The sequence below is a fragment of the Bacillus cereus group sp. BfR-BA-01316 genome, from assembly GCF_022664195.1.
Taxonomy (GTDB): Bacteria; Bacillota; Bacilli; order Bacillales; family Bacillaceae_G; genus Bacillus_A.
This window is the reverse complement of record NZ_JAKUGX010000015.1, coordinates 55,758-74,905: the sequence shown is the minus strand read 5'-3', so window position 1 is coordinate 74,905 and position 19,148 is coordinate 55,758. Positions and strand designations below refer to the sequence as shown.

Genomic DNA, 19,148 nt, shown 5'->3' with positions numbered 1-19,148 from the left:
GTTTCACTTTATCCGGCTAATTTTCTCATAATCCATTCGATAGGGCCTCTAGGAAATTTCTTTCTCCATAACACGCTAAATAAAACACTGAAAATGAAAAATCCAGTAGCAAATAGTAAAACGAATAATAGTGTTTGATGTTCCATCCTATTTAATAGAATCAATATCCCAATACCGATAAATACATGACTTACATAATGAGTTAATGTTAATTGGCCTGTTTGTACAATGGATGTAATAAACCAATTCTTTTCATGTTTTTCAGCAATGTAGAGGCAAATTATTAATATAGCAATAGCGGATCCTGCAGTAGATGCGACGTATAATATACTTGGTAAAATAGGGCCTGTATTAAACAAAAATGTAGATGCTTCCTCACCAATGTATGGGATAAAAAGGTGAGTTAATGCTTTGGACAACAGCTCTATAATTATCGTTACTTTTATACCGAGTAAGAGCAACCTATGTCTAATTTTTCTATTATGAAGATCTAATCTGCCAATTATCATACCGATTAAGAAGAAAGAAAACCATGGGAAAATAGGGTGATAGCCATTAAAAAATAAGTTGCGAAGAAATCCTTTAAAGGTCCAAAAGTCTATATAGTTTATAAATGGGATTGTGCCTCCCCATCCTTCGAAGGCGTTGAAAGTAAGTTGGAGATATTGTGCAGCAAGTAAAATAATGATAGAAAGCCATATTAGTATAGTTCTTCGTACAGTAATTAGTAATGCAGCGATGAAAAGGTAAACGCCGTAGTAGTGTAAAATATCTCCCGTCCATTCCATTACATACAATAATAATCCTAAAATAAATAAGAATAGTGATCGTTTCCAAATCAATATTCGGCTGGTATTGATTTGTATTTTTTCTTGGCTAGCAACAGATGATTTAGTCATTAAAGTTATGCCAATCCCAGCAAGTATAACAAACAAGGCAGAAGCTCTACCTTCAAAAAGTGTCATAAAGGTTTTTAACAGAGGAGGCCCATTTCCTTCCGCCCCTGTTATCACCATGAAATTAACTAGTAACATTCCAAACATCGCCCACGCTCTAGCAAAATCTAAGCCGATAATTCGTTTTTTAGTTTTCATATGAATCACTTCTTTCGAATATGCTGTGGACGGCTTCAATCCATATTTGTTTATAATTCATATTTACATCAAACATCATGAAGTTTCCGATATTATCAAGTACTAATGCCAACATATGAGCTTTTGAAACTAGATTTTTATTTTGAATGAGTTGAAGTTCATTTGCTTTTGTTAGGAGTGATTCAAATCCGTTTAAATATTCTGTTTGTACAGTTAGTAATCGATCTTTGTACATATCGTTTCTTGAAGATAGTAATACATATTCTTGTAATACACGATTAAAATAAGGATCTTTCTGTTGTTCGTCTATCATTTTAAAGCCAATTTTAATACATTTCTCAATGAAATTCTCTTTCGTAAATTCTTCTGTACGAAAGAATGAGGAGAACTGCATCGCTTCGCATAATTCATTAAAAATACTTTCGATTAAAGCATCTTTAGATTTAAAGTAATAATAAATAGATGGCTTGGCGATACCAACTTCTTCAGCAATCATTGTATAGGTCGTTTTGGCAATGCCGTGACCGGCAAATAGTCGATAACTTGCTTCGATTATGGAAGAGCGTGTTTCTTCACTTTTACTCATAATAAATCCTCCCAATAAAAAAGGTTAATTAAAGCGTATCATTTATTAAGGTATTTTTCAACCTATCGTTAGGTAAAAAATAACCTATTTTTCAAAACATTATTTTGGTGAAATATAGTTAATCGAAGTGGGAAATAAATATATTTCTAAAGTATTGTTCTCATTTTATACATAATTATTGAGAAAATTTCACTCACCATAAATGTGAAGGTAATAGAATTGCTCGTATAGAATTACTCGTAGATTCAATTTATCTCGTTACTTGTGGACAGTAATAGCCTTATAGGAATGGGGTAAAGGATTCAATTTATTAGGGGGAGTGGTTTTATGTTAAACAAAAAAATGGTGGCAATGGCAATGACTGTGCCATTAGTAATGGGGACGATTTCTACGGTTTCGGCATTGGAAAAACAACAGCAAGTAAAGCTAGAAGCTTATTCACCACAGAAAAAAGCAATTGAATATTTAAAAGGAAATGCTGATCAGTATGGATTAAAGCCAGACCTTTCAGACTTACAATATATTTCTACAACAGAAACGTCAGTAGCTTCATACGTTAGATTTCAACAAGTTGTCAATGGTGCACCTGTATTCTCAAAACAAATAACAGTTACTATTAATGGACAGGGACAAGGCGTACTTGCTGTGTCTGATTACCAGGCGGTTCAAAGTGTGAAAGAAATAGCGAATAAGATTAGTGAAAAAGATGCTGAACAAAAATCAATGGCGTATGTTGGAGGAGAAAGTGAGCAAAATCTATGGGCTCCTACAGAGAAAGAATTTGGATATATTATTGAGGATGGAGTAGCTATCCCAGTTTATAAAGTTTTAGTCCACTCTAATAATCCATTTGGTGCATGGGAAACATTTATTGATGCAGAAAATGGAAAGTTAATTAAAAAGGTTGATATAAACCGAAAAGCAGAAGGAACAGGAAAAGTATTTTTACCTAATCCTGTCGTAACAAGTGGTAGTTTAGCAGGATTAAAGGATAATAATGATGCAGATTCTACAGCTCTAACGAATCAATTGAAAACCGTTACTCTAAAAGGTTTAGATGGTAGTGGGTTTTTAATTGGGGAGTATGTAACAATTTCATCAAAAGCGAAGACGAAATCTACAAACTTACAATTTAACTATACACGTGCAAATGATAGCTTTGAAGATGTTATGTCGTATTATCATATTGATACATTACAGCGTTACATTCAAGGATTAGGCTTTCAAAATGTTAATAAACGTTCGATTAAAGTGAATGTAAATGGTACAACTGACGATAATTCATTCTATTCTCCATCAACGAAAGCTTTAACTTTCGGTACTGGCGGAGTAGATGATGCAGAAGATGCTGGCATTATTGCGCATGAATATGGACATTCTATTCAAGATAATCAAGTACCTGGCTTCGGAAGTTCACCAGAAGGCGGAGCGATGGGAGAAGGATTTGGAGATTTCTTAGGTGCTACTTATGAAGATGCGGTATCGACGACAGGATACGGAAAAGCATGTGTTGGAGAATGGGATGCGACTGCTTACTCTAGTTCAGATCCAACATGCTTACGCCGATTAGATACGAATAAAGTATATCCGAAAGATATTACGAACGAAGTACATGATGATGGGGAAATTTGGGCTCAAGGCCAATACGAAATGGCACAAGCTTTTGGTCGTGATGTTGCAACAAAAATTATTTTACAATCACATTGGTCTTTAACGCCAAATGCGAAATTCCGTGATGGAGCGAAAGCAATTAAGCAAGCGGATGCTCTTTTATATGGCGGACAACATGCTGCTGATATCGATCGTATTTGGGCAGCAAGAGGAATTAGTACGAATTAATATAAAAAGTCGTGGCGTTTAATAAGCCACGACTTTTTAATTTGCTTAAGAACTGGTACTAGTAAATACAGTTATATCAATGATAGTGTGAATATATCCACATTCCATTTACTTTTTTGCGTCTTTAAAAACAAAATGCTCTTTAAATTTTCTAGCCTCAACTTTTTGACCGTTTCTCATAGAGCGGAAAGGGTGTTCTTGCCACGTAATGATCACGTCAACTTCATCGGCTTTTGTAGAAATCGGTAAATTAGCATGTCTAAATCCAGTTTTGCCACTTGCTAAACGGCCTTCTTTTTGAGAATAAAGTTCATATTTTGTTTTTGTATTTGGCTCGCTGCGGAAAACTTCAACGTGTACATTATACACTTCATTTTTTCCGAGATTTTTTACAGAGAAATGATATGTTTGAAATACACCTTTTTTTGGTTGTAACAATTTTTCACTTGTTTTTTTCACTTCATCAATATTCACTTGCCATTGATTAGAGTTTTGAGAGACGGGTAAAGATTTTGGGGAATAAGCATACGTTTCTTTAACTACAACTATGCATAACAATAGGAGAAAGAAGCTAATGGTTTTTCTCATATGTACACCTCCGCTAGAAAATTTATATTAATATGCGTAAAAAACATAGATTTTATGTAATAAAATGGAAAGGGTGGCATAATGATTCAAATTAGTTTGAAAGAACTTGAAGAAGTAGTAGATGGTAAAGGGCTACATGAGTCGTTTTATAAATTAGTTGCAGCGGGAGTGTCTATTGATTCTCAAAAAATTCAAGAAAGAAACTTATTCATTCCAATAATTAGAGTGAAGGATGGTCATGACTACGTCCACGAAGCAATGAATCACGGAGCGGCTGCTTGCTTATGGAAAAAATCTCACGGTGATCCACCAAAAGGAATACCGATTATATTTGTAAATGACACATTACTCGCACTACAAAAATTAGCACGATTTTATCGAAATGAAATGAATGTGAAAGTAATCGGTATTACCGGTAGTAACGGAAAGACAACGGTGAAGGATATAATAGGAGCAATATTAAATACAACGTATAACGTACATAAAACAAAAGGTAATTTAAATAGTCAAATTGGATTACCATTAACGATTTTAGAAATGAAGCGAGATACCGAGTTTTTAATACTAGAAATGGGAATGAGTGAGAAAGGACAAATCCGAAAATTATCAAATATAGCGCAGCCCGATGTAGCGATAATTACAATGATTGGACAGTCGCACTTAGAAACGCTTGGATCAAGAGAAGGAATTGCGAATGCTAAATTAGAAATTATAGACGGATTAAAAGAAAAAGGTTTGTTTTTATATAATGGTGATGAATCATTACTTTCTCAAAATAACAAAAAAGGAGGTATAGAATATAGGTCATTTGGTGAAAAGGATACAAATGATCTTTATCCTACGAATGTGCAATTGGATGAATATGGTAGTCATTTCAAATTAAATAAATTTAAAAAAGTACAGTATGACGTCTCTTTGTATGGGAAACATAATATATTAAATGCAATCATCGGAATAGCTGTAGGTCAATTGTATAATGTGTCTACAAAGAACATACAGGAAACATTACAACAAATAAACATTACAGATATGCGCTTTCAATTTCTAACAGCTACAACAGGTTTTACGATTATTAATGATGCATGGAATGCGAGTCCGTCTTCAATGACAGCAGCAATTGAAACGTTAGAGAAGTTACATACTTATGAGAAAAAAATCATTGTAATTGGGGATATGTTGGAGTTAGGAACGGAAGCTGAGGCATATCATAGAGAAATCGGAAGAATATTAAATCCAGAGAAAATTCAATACGTTTTTACGTATGGTAAGCTTTCAATGATGATAGCGGAAGAAGCAAAGAAGAACTATCCTAAAAATCATGTGCAATCATTTCAAAATAAAGGTGAAGTAGCAGAGAAGATTTTAGAAATAATGAATGAAAAGGACATTGTATTATTGAAAGGCTCGCGTGGAATGGCTTTAGAGGAGATTGTACAAAGATGGATGTGAAAAATCAGAACATATCAAAAAAACGCTTGCGTTTTATAAAATAAAGAGATAGAATACTCTGTAAATATAAAAAGTGATGATCAGGAAAAGTACATGATGCAAGGGTCTACAGAGAGCAATCGTTTGCTGGGAAGATTGCGATACTGCATGATGGAAAGACACCTGTGAGTGATGCTTTGAACGTGATAATTAGTAAAAGCAAACGGTACCTACCGTTATCAGGGCTAAGATGGTCATTATGACAATTTGGGTGGTACCGCGGAATAATCCGTCCCTATTATAGGGGCGGATTTTTGTATTCTTTGAAAGGAGGTGAGTGACCGTGGATGATGATGACGACAACAATAACAATAACGTAAATAAAAATAAAATTAATGGAGGGAAACATAATGGATCAAATAATGAAGCGTTCACTCACACGAGAATGTACGGAGCATAGCGGAAAGGTTGTATTACTACAAGGATGGGTAAAAAAGATTCGTCATCTAGGGAATGTTAGTTTTTTATTATTAAGGGACCGAACGGGAGTTATTCAATGTGTATTAGAAAATGAGTTAGCTGGATACAAAGTTGATGTTGAAAGTGTCGTCCAAATACTTGGAGAAATAGTAGAGACACCGAAAACAGAATTAGGTGTTGAAGTACTTGCACATGAAGTGAAAGTACTAAATGGAGCAGAATCACTTCCATTTGAAATAAATAAAAAGAAGTTACAAGTTGGTTTAGATCAACTATTGAATGAACGGGTATTATCATTAAGACATGAGCGAATCACCGCGATTTTTAAAGTGAAATCGACACTCGTTCAAAGCTTTAGTGAATTTCTAATAGAGAACGATTTCACACGTATATTTACTCCGAAAATTGTCTCACAAGGGGCAGAAGGAGGAGCAAATGTTTTTAATCTTCCATATTTCCAAAAAGAAGCGTATTTAGCTCAATCACCACAGTTTTATAAACAAATGATGGTAGCGGGAGGACTCGAACGTGTTTTTGAAATTGCTCCTGTGTACCGGGCTGAACATCATAACTCTTCAAGACATTTAAATGAATATATATCGTTAGACGTAGAACTTGGATTTATTCATGATTTTCATGAAGTGATGCAATTAGAAATAGATATTTTACGATATATGTTTCAACAAGTAGGAGAAAAATGTGAAAAAGAACTACAACTATTACAAGTAACAGTACCTGTTATTGCAGAAATTCCTAAAATTACGTTGGCAGAAGCACAAGAAGTTTTGAAAATGAAGTATCGAAAAGAATCTCCTGTAGGGGATTTAGATACAGAAGGTGAAAAGTTACTAGGGAAATATGTGAAAGAAACATATAATAGTGAATTTGTATTCATTACACAGTATCCGAAAGAAGCGAGACCAATGTATACGATGCCAAATAAAGAGAACTCAGCTATTACTGATTCTTTTGACTTATTGTATAAAGGGCTAGAGATTACGTCAGGTGCACAGCGAATTCATAACTATGAAATGTTACTTGCTTCTTTTAAAGAAAAAGGATTACATCCAGAGAAATTTCAATCGTATTTAGATACATTCCGTTATGGATGTCCACCGCATGGCGGATTTGGTATAGGTTTAGAAAGAGTTGTATATAAATTTTTAGAGTTAACAAACATCCGGGAGGCGAGTGCTTTTCCGAGAGATTGTACACGACTTATACCGTGAAAAAGAATCTTCGCGATAATCGCGAAGATTCTTTTTTAATGTTCTTTTATTTTTACACTTGGTTTAAAAAGGGGAAAATATTGACTCTTCCTTTCTCTTTTTTCTTTTGCTAGAACACTTAATAAAAGCGAGTTATCTATATAATTCACATCTTTTTCTAGTGCGCTTTGCATTCCAGATAACATCATGTATACAGCTAAAATAACGATAGTGAAAAATAAAACAGGGCCGAATGCTACCCAAGGTAAAACATTTAAAAATTGATGATTGTGCCCAAGTAATACAAGTGTACCAGCAATGTTAAATGAAATGGTTCGAAATAGTGCTAAATGCAGTAATAAAACTAAAGTTTGCAGCAGTTGTTGATTAATCCAAATGAAAATTTTGGGCGTAAGAAAGGGTTTTAAATGGATCTTGCAAATGTGAAAAAAACTACCTCCTAGTGTTTTAGAACTTATCACAAATTCATTTTGTAGTAATAAACGAATTTCATTACTGAAAAGTTGTACTAAATTTGGTACGCTAATAAAAATTAAAACCGAAATCATATAAGTAAGCCACAGATGTTCTTCATCTGGAGATACAAACATTACAGGTGATAATAAAAAAATCGCTAATAAGGTGGTAGGAACGTATTGGAATGTTTCGAATAGAACATCTAAAAAGCGTACATATCGATAAAAATATGCATGAAGAACACCGAATATAAGTGAAAAAACAATCCGAAAAAAGCTAATAATCACTGCATAAAATATGGGTGTTTTTGCATCATAGAGAGTCCGAATTAAAACATCATCCCCCTCTTGATCAACACCGAGAGGATGAGAAAAAGATGGCGGTGCTGGAGCTGTACTAGTTAGTTTACCATCGACATATTGATAAGGAGGTACAGGTTTGATTTTTCCTGCGTCTACTTTCTCTTTCGTAATATAACTTGAAATAATAATAGTTACTAAAATAAAAAGACCGATTAAAAATCGTATATTAAAAACTACCTTTTTAAGCATGTAAATCCCTTCTTCCTGGTAAAATGCGTTTTAATAGTTCAAAGGAGAGATAGAATGGAATTGTTAAAAATAATATACTTACCGTAATAATTTCCGGTGTTTGGTGCATAATTAAAAATTTAAATAAGCCGTAGGAATTAAATAAATACTCCAGTACAATCATATTGGAAATCATAAATAAAAAAATAGATTTTGCATTATAAAAGATGGAGAGTAAGGCGTTGATAAGCACGTGTTTATATAAAATGTAAAACGGTTTTAATCCTTTTGCGACCGCAACGTTTATATAATCCTTTTGTAGCTCATCATTATAATTTAATAGGCAAATTTCGTATAAGTAAATAATCGGTAAAATACTCAGTGTTAATATCGGTAACAAATATGTTTTTTCTTGCATAGTAGAAAAAGGTACTGTAACGAGTAAATTCGTATTTTTATAAATCCAAATGACAAATAACTGTACACAGACGACAAAAAATAAGTCTGGCAATGATTCTAGTACGTGTAAAGTTTTAAGGATAAGAGATTGAATGCGTTTAGGAAAGTAAAATGTAAGTATGGTAAAAGTAGTAGAAAGGAATACGGCGATAAGGAAGGCACAAATCATAATAGTTAATGAATGCGTATATGATTCTAATAAATATGGAAAAAGATCACGATCTGGCGACTGAGTACCAGCATTGCTAATTTTATAAGTAATACCTGTAGGGTGGAACAAAGAAGAAATAACATTTGATATCGAATCTAAATAGTTACTAAAATTTAATTGTAAAGTTGGTGTTGGCGGCATGGCTAACGCTCTTGATGCACTTGGAGATGTACCAAAAAACAATTGTGGCAAAGAACAAATCGCAATAATACCAAAGATGATGAAAAATGAGCGGATAATAAAAAAACATCCATTCTTTAAAAGTGACATAACATATTTTCTCCTTATATTTTATTTGTAAATATTTTCTATATAAACCTATAAAAATCCTTTTCGACAAAATAATTAATATATACCTTGACAGTAACAAATATAACCGATATACTTCATATTAATTTCAAAAGAAAATATATTCTAAATATTAAAATGTGTTGAATAGGAGTAGTAAGGTCATGTATTTGTGCAGAGAGCTATGGGTTGGTGCGACATAGTCAAATGACATCCTGAACTCGCCTAGGAGCAGTAAGGTGGAACGGAATCACATTCTTAGTAAATCTTAACGGTTAACCTTCGATATTAGGTTTGTAATCAAACGATTACTACTAAGGTGGATTCACAATGGAATCAATAAGGGTGGTACCGCGTTAAGTAAATGGCTTAGCGTCTCTTTATATAAAGAGATGCTGGGCCATTTTTTATTTTATAGAAAAAGAAATGGAGGGTTTATTTGGATTGGTTTATAAAATTTAATTATTTATATAAAAAGATTTAATTGGGAGGAAAATAAGATGAAACAGACGGAGCAATGGACTTCGAAATTAGGTTTTATAATGGCAGCAGCAGGATCAGCAATTGGACTTGGCGCAATATGGAAGTTTCCTTATATCGCTGGAAAGAGCGGGGGAGGAGCATTCTTTTTAATCTTTATATTATTTACTGTATTAATTGGACTACCACTACTTATTGCTGAATTTATGATTGGACGCAGTACACAGAAACAAGCAGTTGGAGCATTTAAAAGTATCGCACCAAATACAGGATGGCACTGGATTGGACGTCTTGGCGTTGGAACTTGTTTTATATTGTTATCTTTTTATAGCGTTGTAGGTGGATGGGTTTTAATTTATCTCTTCCGAGGAGTAACAGGACAACTTATTACTCCGGGACAAAATTACGGTTCGTTATTTACTGAAACAATTGGAAATCCCGTTTGGGCTATTATGGGCCATTTCGCTTTTATGTTCATAACGATATGGGTTGTATCAAAAGGTGTACAAAACGGAATTGAAAAAGCAAGTAAATATATGTTACCAGCGTTGTTCGTATTATTTGTCGCTCTTATTATTCGTTCATTAACACTTGATGATGCGATGCAAGGTGTGAAGTTTTTCTTACAGCCAGATTTCTCAAAAATTACTTCAGAAAGTATTTTGTTCGCAATGGGGCAATCATTCTTTGCGATTAGTATAGGGATTTCGATTATGGTTACGTATAGCTCGTATTTAAATAAAAAAGAAAGTTTACCAAAATCGGCAGTTACGATTGTTGGATTGAATTTATTCGTTTCTTTATTTGCGGGACTTGCTATATTTCCGGCAGTATTTTCATTAGGAATGGAGCCAACAGAAGGACCGGGATTACTATTTATCGTATTACCATCTGTATTTAGTCAAATACCATTCGGTGGACTCTTCTTAACAGTATTTCTTGCGTTATTTACATTTGCGACATTAACATCGGCATTTTCTCTACTAGAAACGGTCGTTTCAGCATTAGCAAATGGTGAGCAGGAAAGAAGAAATAAACTATCATGGATCATCGGTTTCTGCATTTTCTTAGTGGGTATACCATCTGCGTTATCATTTGGAGTATGGAGTGATATTACGATTTTTGGGAAGAATATTTTTGATGCAGTAGACTTTTTATCTAGTAATATATTAATGCCACTTGGAGCATTGTTTATCAGTATTTTCGTATCATTTAAAATGGAGAAGAAAGTGCTAGAAGCAGAATTTTTTGTAGGTGGAAATTACGGAAAGAAAATATTTACTTGTTGGGCATTCTTACTTCGATTTATAGCTCCACTTGCAATAATTATCGTCTTTTTAAATGTAATAGGGATTATTTAGGGTTAAATGTTATAATATTCAGTAAAAAATGAGGTGATGATTATAAAGACGAATTTGATTGAAGTTGGGAAATACATGAACATTAGAGGGAAAAAACTATACGTTGAAACACATGGAAGTCCTAAAAATAAACCAGTATTATATTTGCACGGTGGACCAGGAGAGAGTTGCTATGATTTTTCATTTCATCAAGCGGAACGATTAAAAGATTCCTTATATGTAATTATGATAGATCAAAGAGGGGTTTGTCGTTCAGAAGAAATTACTGAAGAAGAATCGTTTGGATTAAGTGATTTAGTTGAAGATTGTGAGGAACTAAGAAAACTATTACAAATTGAGAAATGGTCTGTAATTGGACATTCTTTCGGTGGATATTTAGCATTGCTATATGCGTCGATATATCCAAATTCAATAGAGAAAATAATATTTGAAGGGCCGACTTTTGATTTTGCATTAACAAGTAAATCCCTCTTACAAAAGACAGGGAATTTATTAAAGAAGTATGGAAAAGAAGTGGCTGCAGAAGAGTGTTTTACTTATTCATCTAGTAATGCTAGTTCAGAAGAGTTGCTAGAAGCTTATATAAGATTAAGTGATGAATTAAAAGAAAATCGAATGGAGATTTATGAAAATAAGGAGGATAAAACTGACTATAGTTTATATAGTGATGAAGAGTGGGGAGAATTTGCAAGACGTTCAGAGATTCACTTTAGAAGATTAAAAGATGAGGGAGAGATTTATAAATCGTTTCTATTAAAACTGCAAGAAGTGAAAAATCCGATGCTGCTAATTGTAGGAGAACATGATGTAGTAACGTGTGAAAAGCAAATTGAAGTATTTAATCGAGATACTCGAAATGGTAAGTATATCGTGTTTGAAGAGAGTGGTCATACACCACATTATGAAGAAGCAGACCGCTTCGCTGAAACAGTCATTCATTTTTTGAATTGAAAAAGGAAAGGGTGCTTCTAATAATGAGAAGCACCCTCTTTAAATCTCTGGATAAGTGATTGTAATGTTGGGCCATTTGCTTTGCCAATTCTTTTTCATAACTCTTTTTTTGTACATATGTATTCGTTCTTTCGTTTCAAGAAAATGAAGTGTAGGTTTCACTTGTAATGAAAGTACATCTTCTATTCCGCACGGGGATGTTAATATGACATTATTTTTCTCGTCTAATGAAACACCAAGGGCGGTTGCTGTTTCAGGGAATTTAGAAATAGCATCAACAGAAGAAGAGTATGGTGGCATTCCATTCACTACATGCATACGAGCTTGATTCTTAACCGACCAAGGTATAGAATCATCCAAATTTGTCAGTTCCTTTTCTAATGATTGTTCGTATGCCTCATCTTTATGAAAAGTGTCAAAATAAATAACATCAACGTCTGGTGTAGCTGTTCTTACTTCGTAGTTATGTAATGTATCCCAAATTTTAGAACGAACAAATCCAGCGCAAATCCACCAATCAGGTAGCTCTAGTGATTTTGCCATTTGTAATACGTCCATCATCCATTTGTCGTTTTTTATTAAGCGAATTATATCTTGCTCTGTTTTTATATTCATTGATAAATTCACCTTTCTAGTAAATTAATGCATCAGTTCAATAATCCATAAAATCCAGTAAGCACCTGGTACAAATAGTAGTTGTGCTAATAATGTGCCGAGAAGTCTAGAAATCATAAGCCAACCATACATTTTACTCATTGCTTCAGCACCCTTTTCTGATTGTAAAGCACGTTCTGTTAAAAGGGCAATGCGTGGATCTAGTAGCACTGTTAATAAAATGGTAGCAAAACCATTAACAAGGCCAGAAGCTGTACTTGCATTTGTTGCGTAATCTGGGTTTAAAAAGGAAGCGTAAAGGGCTGAAAGGACACCCGCTGTATAAATTGCAGTAGCAAACATGTTGATAAGCATAATACGCTTTGGGATACCACCGATCCTCATTCGATGAATCATTTCGAATTTGGGGAAGCGTACATATTTTTTTGTATACTTTAATTTTTGAATGTTATTCGTCTTCATCATTCGAATGAATGAACCATCTGTTTCAAAGTTTTGAATGACGTATCCAAATAGCTTTGTCAAAGTTGGATAGAGTATAATCGCGAGCAATGTACCGACAGAAGCAGATAATAGAACAAGCCGTATAATATGCTCTAAATTAATAGAAGAATCTAGTTTTGCTTCATCGACAATACCACCGATTAAAAAGGCTTGTAGTAAGTTAGATGTTCTTGAAATAAGCAGTACCATTCCTACGACAGATAAGGCAACGGCAATCTTTTTTAAACGTACACCAGCTAATCGAATACTATAAGAGCTAGTTTCAACTGCGTGGATAACAATTGTGAAAGCCATTATAAAAATTAACGTAATTGACATTTGATTCACCAGTTTCTATTAAATTAATTATAACTTTTTCACTTTATCATATCTTTTGTGATTTTGTAACTGAAAGTATAAGGGTTAGAAAAAACAATTTTCTGAAAAGTTAAATGGTGATATTATAGTAAAGGTGTAAGTAGGAGAATGGCCTTAATGGGGTACATATAAAATCAGTGGGGGAATGAAATATGTATACAACATTTCTATTTGATTTAGATGGAACATTAACTGATCCGAAAGAAGGGATTATAAATTCTGTTCTATACGCGTTAGAAAAAATCGGGATTGAAGAAGTAAATATAAGCGAGTTAGATTCATTTATCGGCCCACCAATACAACAATCTTTTGTAGATAGATATAATATGAATGAAATAGAAGTAGAACGAGCAGTGTTTTACTTTCGGGAATATTTAAAGCAAAGTGGTTTATTAGAGAATAAAGTATACGATGGAATTCCAACCCTATTGCAAGAATTAAAGGATGCTGGCAATCGTTTGTTTGTAGCAACTTCAAAGCCTACTGTATTTGCGAAACAAGTAATAGAGCACTTTCAGTTAACATCTTTTTTTGAAGAGATTGTTGGGAGTAATTTAGATGGGACAAGAATAAAAAAGGAAGAAATAATTGCTCATATTTTACAAACAAATGAAGAACTTTAAAAAGAAGAAATTGTGATGATTGGTGATAGAAAGCATGACGTAATCGGTGCGAACAGTAACGGAATTGCTTCAATAGGTGTATTGTATGGATATGGTAATGAGAATGAATTGAGTGATGCTAGGGCGATTCATATAGTGAAAGATGTCGAAGAGTTACAAAGCTTTTGTATAGAGAATAGTGCGGTAAAATTATAGAAATAGAACCTAGAAATCCCTTTATAACATATGACGATGAAATCATTTTTGTTTAAAGGGATTTTACATATGTAATCGAATACTTATAATTAGACATTTTTAGCATGAAAAATTTGTAATAAAAAGAGGAGGGATGTCATGAAATAAAAGGGTGCAAAATACTAGTAAAAGTTCGTTGTTAAAAGATTGAATTTTCAGTTTAAAAGGAGGGTTATAATTGGAGCTAGTTATTATTTTATTAGCACTTAGTTTACTCATGTTTGTAGCATATAAAGGATTTTCTGTAATATTATTCGCGCCGATTTTTGCATTATTTGCGGTATTTTTAACAGAGCCTAGTTTTGTATTACCTTTCTTTTCTAATATTTTTATGGAGAAAATGGTAGGATTTATTAAACTATATTTCCCTGTGTTTTTACTTGGAGCAATATTTGGGAAAGTAGTAGAAATGTCAGGAATCGCTGATTCCATCGCAAAGACGATTGTAGAGTTAGTTGGAGAAAAACGTACAATTTTAGCGATTGTTTTAATGGGAGCTATTTTAACGTATAGCGGTGTTAGTGTGTATGTAGTGGTGTTCGCTATATTTCCGTTTGCGGCTAAGTTGTTTCGACAAGCGGATATTCCAAAGCGTTTAATTCCTGGCACAATCGTTCTTGGAGCAGCAACATTTACAATGGATGCGCTTCCTGGATCACCACAAATTCAAAATGTAATACCTACAACTTTTTTTAAAACTGATATTTATGCAGCACCGATACTTGGTATTTTAGGAGCAATCTTTGTTCTAACGTTAGGTTTACTTTATTTAGAGAGTAGGCGTAAGAAGGCAAAAGCAGCAGGAGAAGGGTATTTTGGTTTTAATGATGGAAATTCTGAAATGGCAGCATCTTTACAATTAGAACAAAAAGATATGCCGATACTAAGCGGTATTGAAATTACAAGAGTACAGCAAGTAATTGCGTTTGTACCACTTATTTTAGTAGGTGTAATGAATAAAGTTTTCACAATCATGATACCAAAGTGGTATCCAAATGGTTTTGATTTCTCAGCAATCGGTATGAAAGCATTTGGAAAAGTAGAATTAAGTGCGGTAGTTGGAATTTGGTCTGTAGAATTGGCACTTATTATTGGGATTTTATCAACGCTTTTATTATATTGGAAACGAGTAGTAACTGGATTTCAAGCTGGATTGAATACAAGTATTGGTGGAGCGCTACTTGCAACAATGAATACAGGCGCGGAGTTTGGATTTGGTGGTGTTATTGCAGCACTTCCAGGCTTTGCAATTATGAGAGATAGCATCTCTGCAACTTTCACGAATCCATTAGTAAATGGGGCAGTAACAACGAATATTTTGGCTGGTATTACTGGGTCAGCATCAGGAGGAATGGGGATTGTTTTAAGTGCGATGGGAGATAAATTTATTGCAGCGGCCAATCAATATGATATTCCGTTAGAAGTTATGCACCGCATTGTATCAATGGCATCAGGCGGAATGGATACATTACCACATAATGGGGCAATTATTACTATTCTAACGGTAACAGGATTAACACATAAACAGTCATATAAAGATATATTTGCTATTACAATTTTGAAAACGGTTGCTGTATTTTTAGTCATCGCGTTCTATACTTTAACAGGAATCTATTAATAAATAGTTAATAGATGAAAAGAAAAGATTTATCAAATTGATATTTTATATAATAAAATATTCAATAGAAATAGAAGGGGTGGAGTACTTGCAAGAAGTTGCTGAATTTCGTATGCCGAAGTCTGTATTATATGGGAGAAATTCGCTTGAAAAATTAGGGGAGCAATCAAAAAAGTTAGGGAAACGTGCTTTTATAGTTAGTGATTCAATTATGGAGAAATTAGGGTATATTGAAAGTTGTTTGAAGCAATTAAATGCGAAAGGGATTACAGCTATTACGTATAATAAAGTGAACGCTGAGCCTACAAATTTACACGTATTAGAAGCGCTATCTATTTGTAAAGAAGGAAAATGTGATTTTATTATCGCTATTGGCGGTGGAAGTTGTATTGATGCTGCGAAAGCAGTAGCAGTGTTACATACAAACGGTGAAGAAATTGAAGATTACGTACAAAAGGATGTGGAAATAGAAAAAGATCCGCTGCCACTTATCGCAATTCCAACAACCTCAGGCACTGGATCGGAAGTAACAAGTGTCACAGTAATTACGAGTAAAACAACGGATGTGAAAATGATGGTGAAGCATCCGAGCTTTATCCCGCAAGTGGCGATTATAGACCCAATTTTAACATGTTCGTTACCACCTCAAATTACTGCAGCAACAGGAGTAGATGCATTATGCCATGCGATTGAAGCATATATTTCTAAAGTTTCACAACCACTAACAGATGTGCTCGCTCTTTCAGCTATTGAAAGTATAATGAAATATTTACGTATTGCATATGAAGATGGGGATAATATGGAAGCGAGAGAAGCACTGATGATTGCTTCATTACAAGCTGGAATTGCTTTTTCAAATGCTTCCGTTACATTAGTCCATGGTATGTCCCGGCCAGTAGGAGCATTATTTCATGTGCCACATGGAATATCGAATGCAATACTATTACCTACAGTTCTAGAGTTTACAAAAGTGAGTGCAGTAAAAAGGTTAGCTGAAGTAGGACGTAGCTTAAATAAAGATTTGTATTCGTATTCTGATGAAGAAGTGGCGAACTATACGATTGCTGAAATTAAAAAACTGTGCTTTGATCTTCATATTCCAAATTTAAGAGAATACGGAATTGATGAAGTTGAATTTGAAAATGCTATTTCTAAAATGGCGAAAGATGCTATTGCAAGTGGTAGTCCAAGTAACAATCCACGAGTTCCATCTTATGATGAAATAAAAGAGCTCTATCGAAAATGTTTTGATTATCAATATGAGATAACCACAAAGGTTATTTTCTGAATATTCTATGATTATTTCCGCGGAAATGAAAAAGAATTATTATAAATGTAATAGTTAAGTTAATTGGAGGAAGATTATTTTTTTATAGGATATAAATATTATTTATTATGTATAAATTATAGTATAAATTGAGCGTTTTAAAATATTATTTTGAAGGAGAATATATGAAATTAATAGGTCTTATTGGCGGTATGAGCTGGGAATCATCTACTGAGTACTACAAAATGATAAATGAAGAAGTAAAAATGAGATTAGGTGGATTGCATTCAGCAAAATGTCTACTTTATAGCGTTGACTTCGAAGAAATTGAGCGATATCAATCTGAAGGGGATTGGGATAAAGCGGGAGAGGTATTGGGAAATGCAGCTTCTTCTTTGGAGAAGGGGGGTGCTGATTTTATAATCATTTGTACAAATACAATGCATAAAGTTATTAAGCATGTAAAAAATAGAATCAGTATTCCAATATTACATATTGCTGATGCAACAGCGAAGGAAATAAAACAACATGGGATTCAATCAGTTGGTCTACTTGGGACAAAATACACGATGGAACAGGATTTCTATAAATTACGTATAGAAGAAAATGATATAAGAGTAATTGTACCGAAAGAAGAGGATAGAGAGAGAGTAAATAAAATAATATATAACGAATTATGCTTAGGAAAAATAAACCCACAATCAAGGGATTATTTTAAAAGTGTAATGGAAGATTTGGCACAAAGAGGAGCAAAGGGCATTATATTAGGGTGTACGGAAATAGGGCTATTAGTAAAACAGGAAGATTCAATAGTTCCTTTATTTGATACAGCCCGCATACACGCTATTGAAGCTGTAAATATAGCCTTACAAGATAGGATATAATTTTATTATGTAAACAATATTCGTATATGTGGAAAACATTCAGAAAATATTTTATAATGTAAGTGGTTACATTTAAGGGGGAATGCGGATGTTTTCAGTTCAACCAATCGCATTTGTACATAATGAAAGAACGGAAATAGTAGATGATGATTGGGGAGAAATAAGATCACTTATTACTTTAAGAGATTCGTTTGCAGAGGAAAGTATACAAGGGATTGAAGATTTTTCTCATATTGAGGTTATTTTCTATTTTCATAAAGTAACAGATGAACAAATTCAGTATTCTGCTAGACACCCTAGAAATAATAGTGATTTTCCAAAGGTAGGGGTTTTTGCACAACGTGGAAAAAATCGTCCGAATCGACTAGGAGCAACAATTGTTAAAGTGATAAGAAGAGATGGAAAGACAATTGTTGTTGAAGGATTAGACGCAATCGATGGCACGCCTATTTTGGATATAAAGCCAGTTATGAATGAATTTATACCGAGAGAAGAAATAAAACAGCCTGAATGGGCAACGGATATTATGAAACAATATTGGAAGGGGAATAAAGTAAAATGAGAATATATGAAGCAACAATTGCAGATTTAGACGGACTAGCATCTGTTTTTAATAACTATCGCGTATTTTATCGACAAGACTCCGATATTGAAGGAGCAAAAGCATTTTTACGAAATCGAATTGAGCGAAAAGAATCAGTCATTTTTGTAGCGGTGGAAGACGGGGAATACATTGGTTTCACACAATTATATCCATCATTCTCATCTATTTCGATGAAGGAATTATGGATATTAAATGACTTATTTGTACAAGCGAAGAAACGCGGGGCGGGAACGGGTAAAAAATTGTTAGAAGCTGCTAAAGCGTTCGCTTTAGAAAATGGTGCAAAAGGTTTAAAGCTACAAACAGAAATTGATAACTTATCAGCACAGCGATTATATGCTGAAAATGGATATTTGAGAGATAATCGTTATTTCCATTATGAATTAACTTTTTAAACTAATCTATAAAAGCTCGGCCTACTTTTTTCGTAGGTTGAGCTTTTATTATTTTTCATACCTTTTG

Annotated in this window: 17 protein-coding genes, 1 pseudogene and 2 other annotated features; of the genes and pseudogenes, 11 read left to right on the top strand and 7 right to left on the bottom strand. The window is 33.7% G+C overall.

From position 1 onward, the window contains the following. Positions 1-8 precede the first annotated feature (8 nt). Positions 9-1,094: a DUF418 domain-containing protein gene (locus tag MR071_RS13625; RefSeq protein ID WP_242236394.1), complete on the bottom strand. Its 1,086-nt coding sequence runs from the start codon at positions 1,092-1,094 to the stop codon at positions 9-11. Next, entirely contained in the window at positions 1,084-1,680 is a 597-nt protein-coding gene (locus MR071_RS13620) for a TetR/AcrR family transcriptional regulator (protein WP_105586386.1), read from the bottom strand. The genes MR071_RS13625 and MR071_RS13620 overlap by 11 nt, the downstream gene beginning before the upstream one ends. A gap of 327 nt (positions 1,681-2,007) precedes the next feature. Here MR071_RS13620 and MR071_RS13615 point away from each other — a divergent pair, with 327 nt between their 5' ends. Continuing rightward, positions 2,008-3,519 (top strand): M36 family metallopeptidase, encoded by a 1,512-nt coding sequence (locus MR071_RS13615; protein ID WP_105586385.1) that lies wholly within the window; start codon positions 2,008-2,010, stop codon positions 3,517-3,519. 108 nt (positions 3,520-3,627) lie between these two features. Here MR071_RS13615 and MR071_RS13610 read toward each other — a convergent pair whose 3' ends face one another. Beyond that, positions 3,628-4,107, bottom strand: a complete 480-nt coding sequence (locus MR071_RS13610) for a hypothetical protein (protein WP_105586384.1) — start codon at positions 4,105-4,107, stop codon at positions 3,628-3,630. Positions 4,108-4,188: 81 nt separating this feature from the next. Here MR071_RS13610 and MR071_RS13605 point away from each other — a divergent pair, with 81 nt between their 5' ends. Further along, entirely contained in the window at positions 4,189-5,556 is a 1,368-nt protein-coding gene (locus MR071_RS13605) for a UDP-N-acetylmuramoyl-tripeptide--D-alanyl-D-alanine ligase (protein ID WP_242236392.1), read from the top strand. 67 nt (positions 5,557-5,623) lie between these two features. Next, positions 5,624-5,835 (top strand) — a binding site (T-box leader). 110 nt (positions 5,836-5,945) lie between these two features. Then, positions 5,946-7,244, top strand: coding sequence for an aspartate--tRNA(Asn) ligase (gene aspS / locus MR071_RS13600; RefSeq protein WP_242236390.1), 1,299 nt, complete (start codon positions 5,946-5,948; stop codon positions 7,242-7,244). Positions 7,245-7,279: 35 nt separating this feature from the next. Here aspS and MR071_RS13595 read toward each other — a convergent pair whose 3' ends face one another. Then, on the bottom strand, positions 7,280-8,251 hold the full coding sequence (locus tag MR071_RS13595; protein WP_242236387.1) for a peptide ABC transporter permease: 972 nt from the start codon (positions 8,249-8,251) through the stop codon (positions 7,280-7,282). Then, positions 8,244-9,170, bottom strand: coding sequence for an ABC transporter permease subunit (locus MR071_RS13590; RefSeq protein ID WP_242236384.1), 927 nt, complete (start codon positions 9,168-9,170; stop codon positions 8,244-8,246). The genes MR071_RS13595 and MR071_RS13590 overlap by 8 nt, the downstream gene beginning before the upstream one ends. A gap of 152 nt (positions 9,171-9,322) precedes the next feature. Continuing rightward, positions 9,323-9,571 (top strand) — a binding site (T-box leader). Between the two features lie 117 nt (positions 9,572-9,688). On the opposite strand from MR071_RS13590, the gene MR071_RS13585 reads away from it, so the two are divergent. Both MR071_RS13585 and MR071_RS13580 read left to right on the top strand, forming a co-directional pair. Further along, positions 9,689-11,029: a sodium-dependent transporter gene (locus tag MR071_RS13585; protein WP_242236380.1), complete on the top strand. Its 1,341-nt coding sequence runs from the start codon at positions 9,689-9,691 to the stop codon at positions 11,027-11,029. 36 nt (positions 11,030-11,065) lie between these two features. Next, on the top strand, positions 11,066-11,980 hold the full coding sequence (locus MR071_RS13580) for an alpha/beta fold hydrolase (protein WP_105586379.1): 915 nt from the start codon (positions 11,066-11,068) through the stop codon (positions 11,978-11,980). Between the two features lie 39 nt (positions 11,981-12,019). Here MR071_RS13580 and MR071_RS13575 read toward each other — a convergent pair whose 3' ends face one another. Together MR071_RS13575 and MR071_RS13570 are read right to left on the bottom strand one after the other, a co-directional pair. After that, complete coding sequence (locus MR071_RS13575) at positions 12,020-12,595, bottom strand: nucleotidyltransferase family protein (RefSeq protein ID WP_105586378.1); 576 nt, start codon at positions 12,593-12,595, stop codon at positions 12,020-12,022. 24 nt (positions 12,596-12,619) lie between these two features. Further along, positions 12,620-13,417, bottom strand: a complete 798-nt coding sequence (locus MR071_RS13570) for a lipid II flippase Amj family protein (protein WP_071745224.1) — start codon at positions 13,415-13,417, stop codon at positions 12,620-12,622. 191 nt (positions 13,418-13,608) lie between these two features. Here MR071_RS13570 and MR071_RS13565 point away from each other — a divergent pair. From MR071_RS13565 to MR071_RS13540, 6 genes and pseudogenes are all read left to right on the top strand, one after another. Then, positions 13,609-14,274: pseudogene (locus tag MR071_RS13565) on the top strand (HAD family hydrolase). Between the two features lie 217 nt (positions 14,275-14,491). Then, positions 14,492-15,931, top strand: a complete 1,440-nt coding sequence (locus tag MR071_RS13560; protein ID WP_242236378.1) for a GntP family permease — start codon at positions 14,492-14,494, stop codon at positions 15,929-15,931. A gap of 88 nt (positions 15,932-16,019) precedes the next feature. Then, positions 16,020-17,219 (top strand): iron-containing alcohol dehydrogenase, encoded by a 1,200-nt coding sequence (locus tag MR071_RS13555; RefSeq protein WP_105586376.1) that lies wholly within the window; start codon positions 16,020-16,022, stop codon positions 17,217-17,219. Between the two features lie 164 nt (positions 17,220-17,383). Continuing rightward, positions 17,384-18,082, top strand: coding sequence for an aspartate/glutamate racemase family protein (locus MR071_RS13550; protein ID WP_242236376.1), 699 nt, complete (start codon positions 17,384-17,386; stop codon positions 18,080-18,082). 88 nt (positions 18,083-18,170) lie between these two features. Further along, the gene (locus MR071_RS13545; RefSeq protein ID WP_105586375.1) at positions 18,171-18,644 is read left to right on the top strand and encodes an SAM-dependent methyltransferase; all 474 of its coding nucleotides are present in this window, start codon (positions 18,171-18,173) and stop codon (positions 18,642-18,644) included. Next, positions 18,641-19,081, top strand: a complete 441-nt coding sequence (locus MR071_RS13540; protein WP_060750294.1) for a GNAT family N-acetyltransferase — start codon at positions 18,641-18,643, stop codon at positions 19,079-19,081. The genes MR071_RS13545 and MR071_RS13540 overlap by 4 nt, the downstream gene beginning before the upstream one ends. The last annotated feature ends 67 nt before the right edge of the window (positions 19,082-19,148 follow it).

Bases quoted from the DNA above. Each gene is read 5' to 3' on its own strand.
- MR071_RS13585 (WP_242236380.1), top strand. From the start codon at position 9,689: ATGAAACAGACGGAGCAATGGACTTCGAAATTAGGTTTTATAATGGCA.
- MR071_RS13605 (WP_242236392.1), top strand. From the start codon at position 4,189: ATGATTCAAATTAGTTTGAAAGAACTTGAAGAAGTAGTAGATGGTAAA.
- MR071_RS13595 (WP_242236387.1), bottom strand. From the start codon at position 8,251: ATGCTTAAAAAGGTAGTTTTTAATATACGATTTTTAATCGGTCTTTTT.
- MR071_RS13620 (WP_105586386.1), bottom strand. From the start codon at position 1,680: ATGAGTAAAAGTGAAGAAACACGCTCTTCCATAATCGAAGCAAGTTAT.
- MR071_RS13575 (WP_105586378.1), bottom strand. From the start codon at position 12,595: ATGAATATAAAAACAGAGCAAGATATAATTCGCTTAATAAAAAACGAC.
- MR071_RS13545 (WP_105586375.1), top strand. From the start codon at position 18,171: ATGTTTTCAGTTCAACCAATCGCATTTGTACATAATGAAAGAACGGAA.
- MR071_RS13590 (WP_242236384.1), bottom strand. From the start codon at position 9,170: ATGTCACTTTTAAAGAATGGATGTTTTTTTATTATCCGCTCATTTTTC.
- MR071_RS13570 (WP_071745224.1), bottom strand. From the start codon at position 13,417: ATGTCAATTACGTTAATTTTTATAATGGCTTTCACAATTGTTATCCAC.
- MR071_RS13625 (WP_242236394.1), bottom strand. From the start codon at position 1,094: ATGAAAACTAAAAAACGAATTATCGGCTTAGATTTTGCTAGAGCGTGG.
- aspS (WP_242236390.1), top strand. From the start codon at position 5,946: ATGGATCAAATAATGAAGCGTTCACTCACACGAGAATGTACGGAGCAT.
- MR071_RS13615 (WP_105586385.1), top strand. From the start codon at position 2,008: ATGTTAAACAAAAAAATGGTGGCAATGGCAATGACTGTGCCATTAGTA.
- MR071_RS13550 (WP_242236376.1), top strand. From the start codon at position 17,384: ATGAAATTAATAGGTCTTATTGGCGGTATGAGCTGGGAATCATCTACT.
- MR071_RS13610 (WP_105586384.1), bottom strand. From the start codon at position 4,107: ATGAGAAAAACCATTAGCTTCTTTCTCCTATTGTTATGCATAGTTGTA.
- MR071_RS13540 (WP_060750294.1), top strand. From the start codon at position 18,641: ATGAGAATATATGAAGCAACAATTGCAGATTTAGACGGACTAGCATCT.
- MR071_RS13580 (WP_105586379.1), top strand. From the start codon at position 11,066: ATGATTATAAAGACGAATTTGATTGAAGTTGGGAAATACATGAACATT.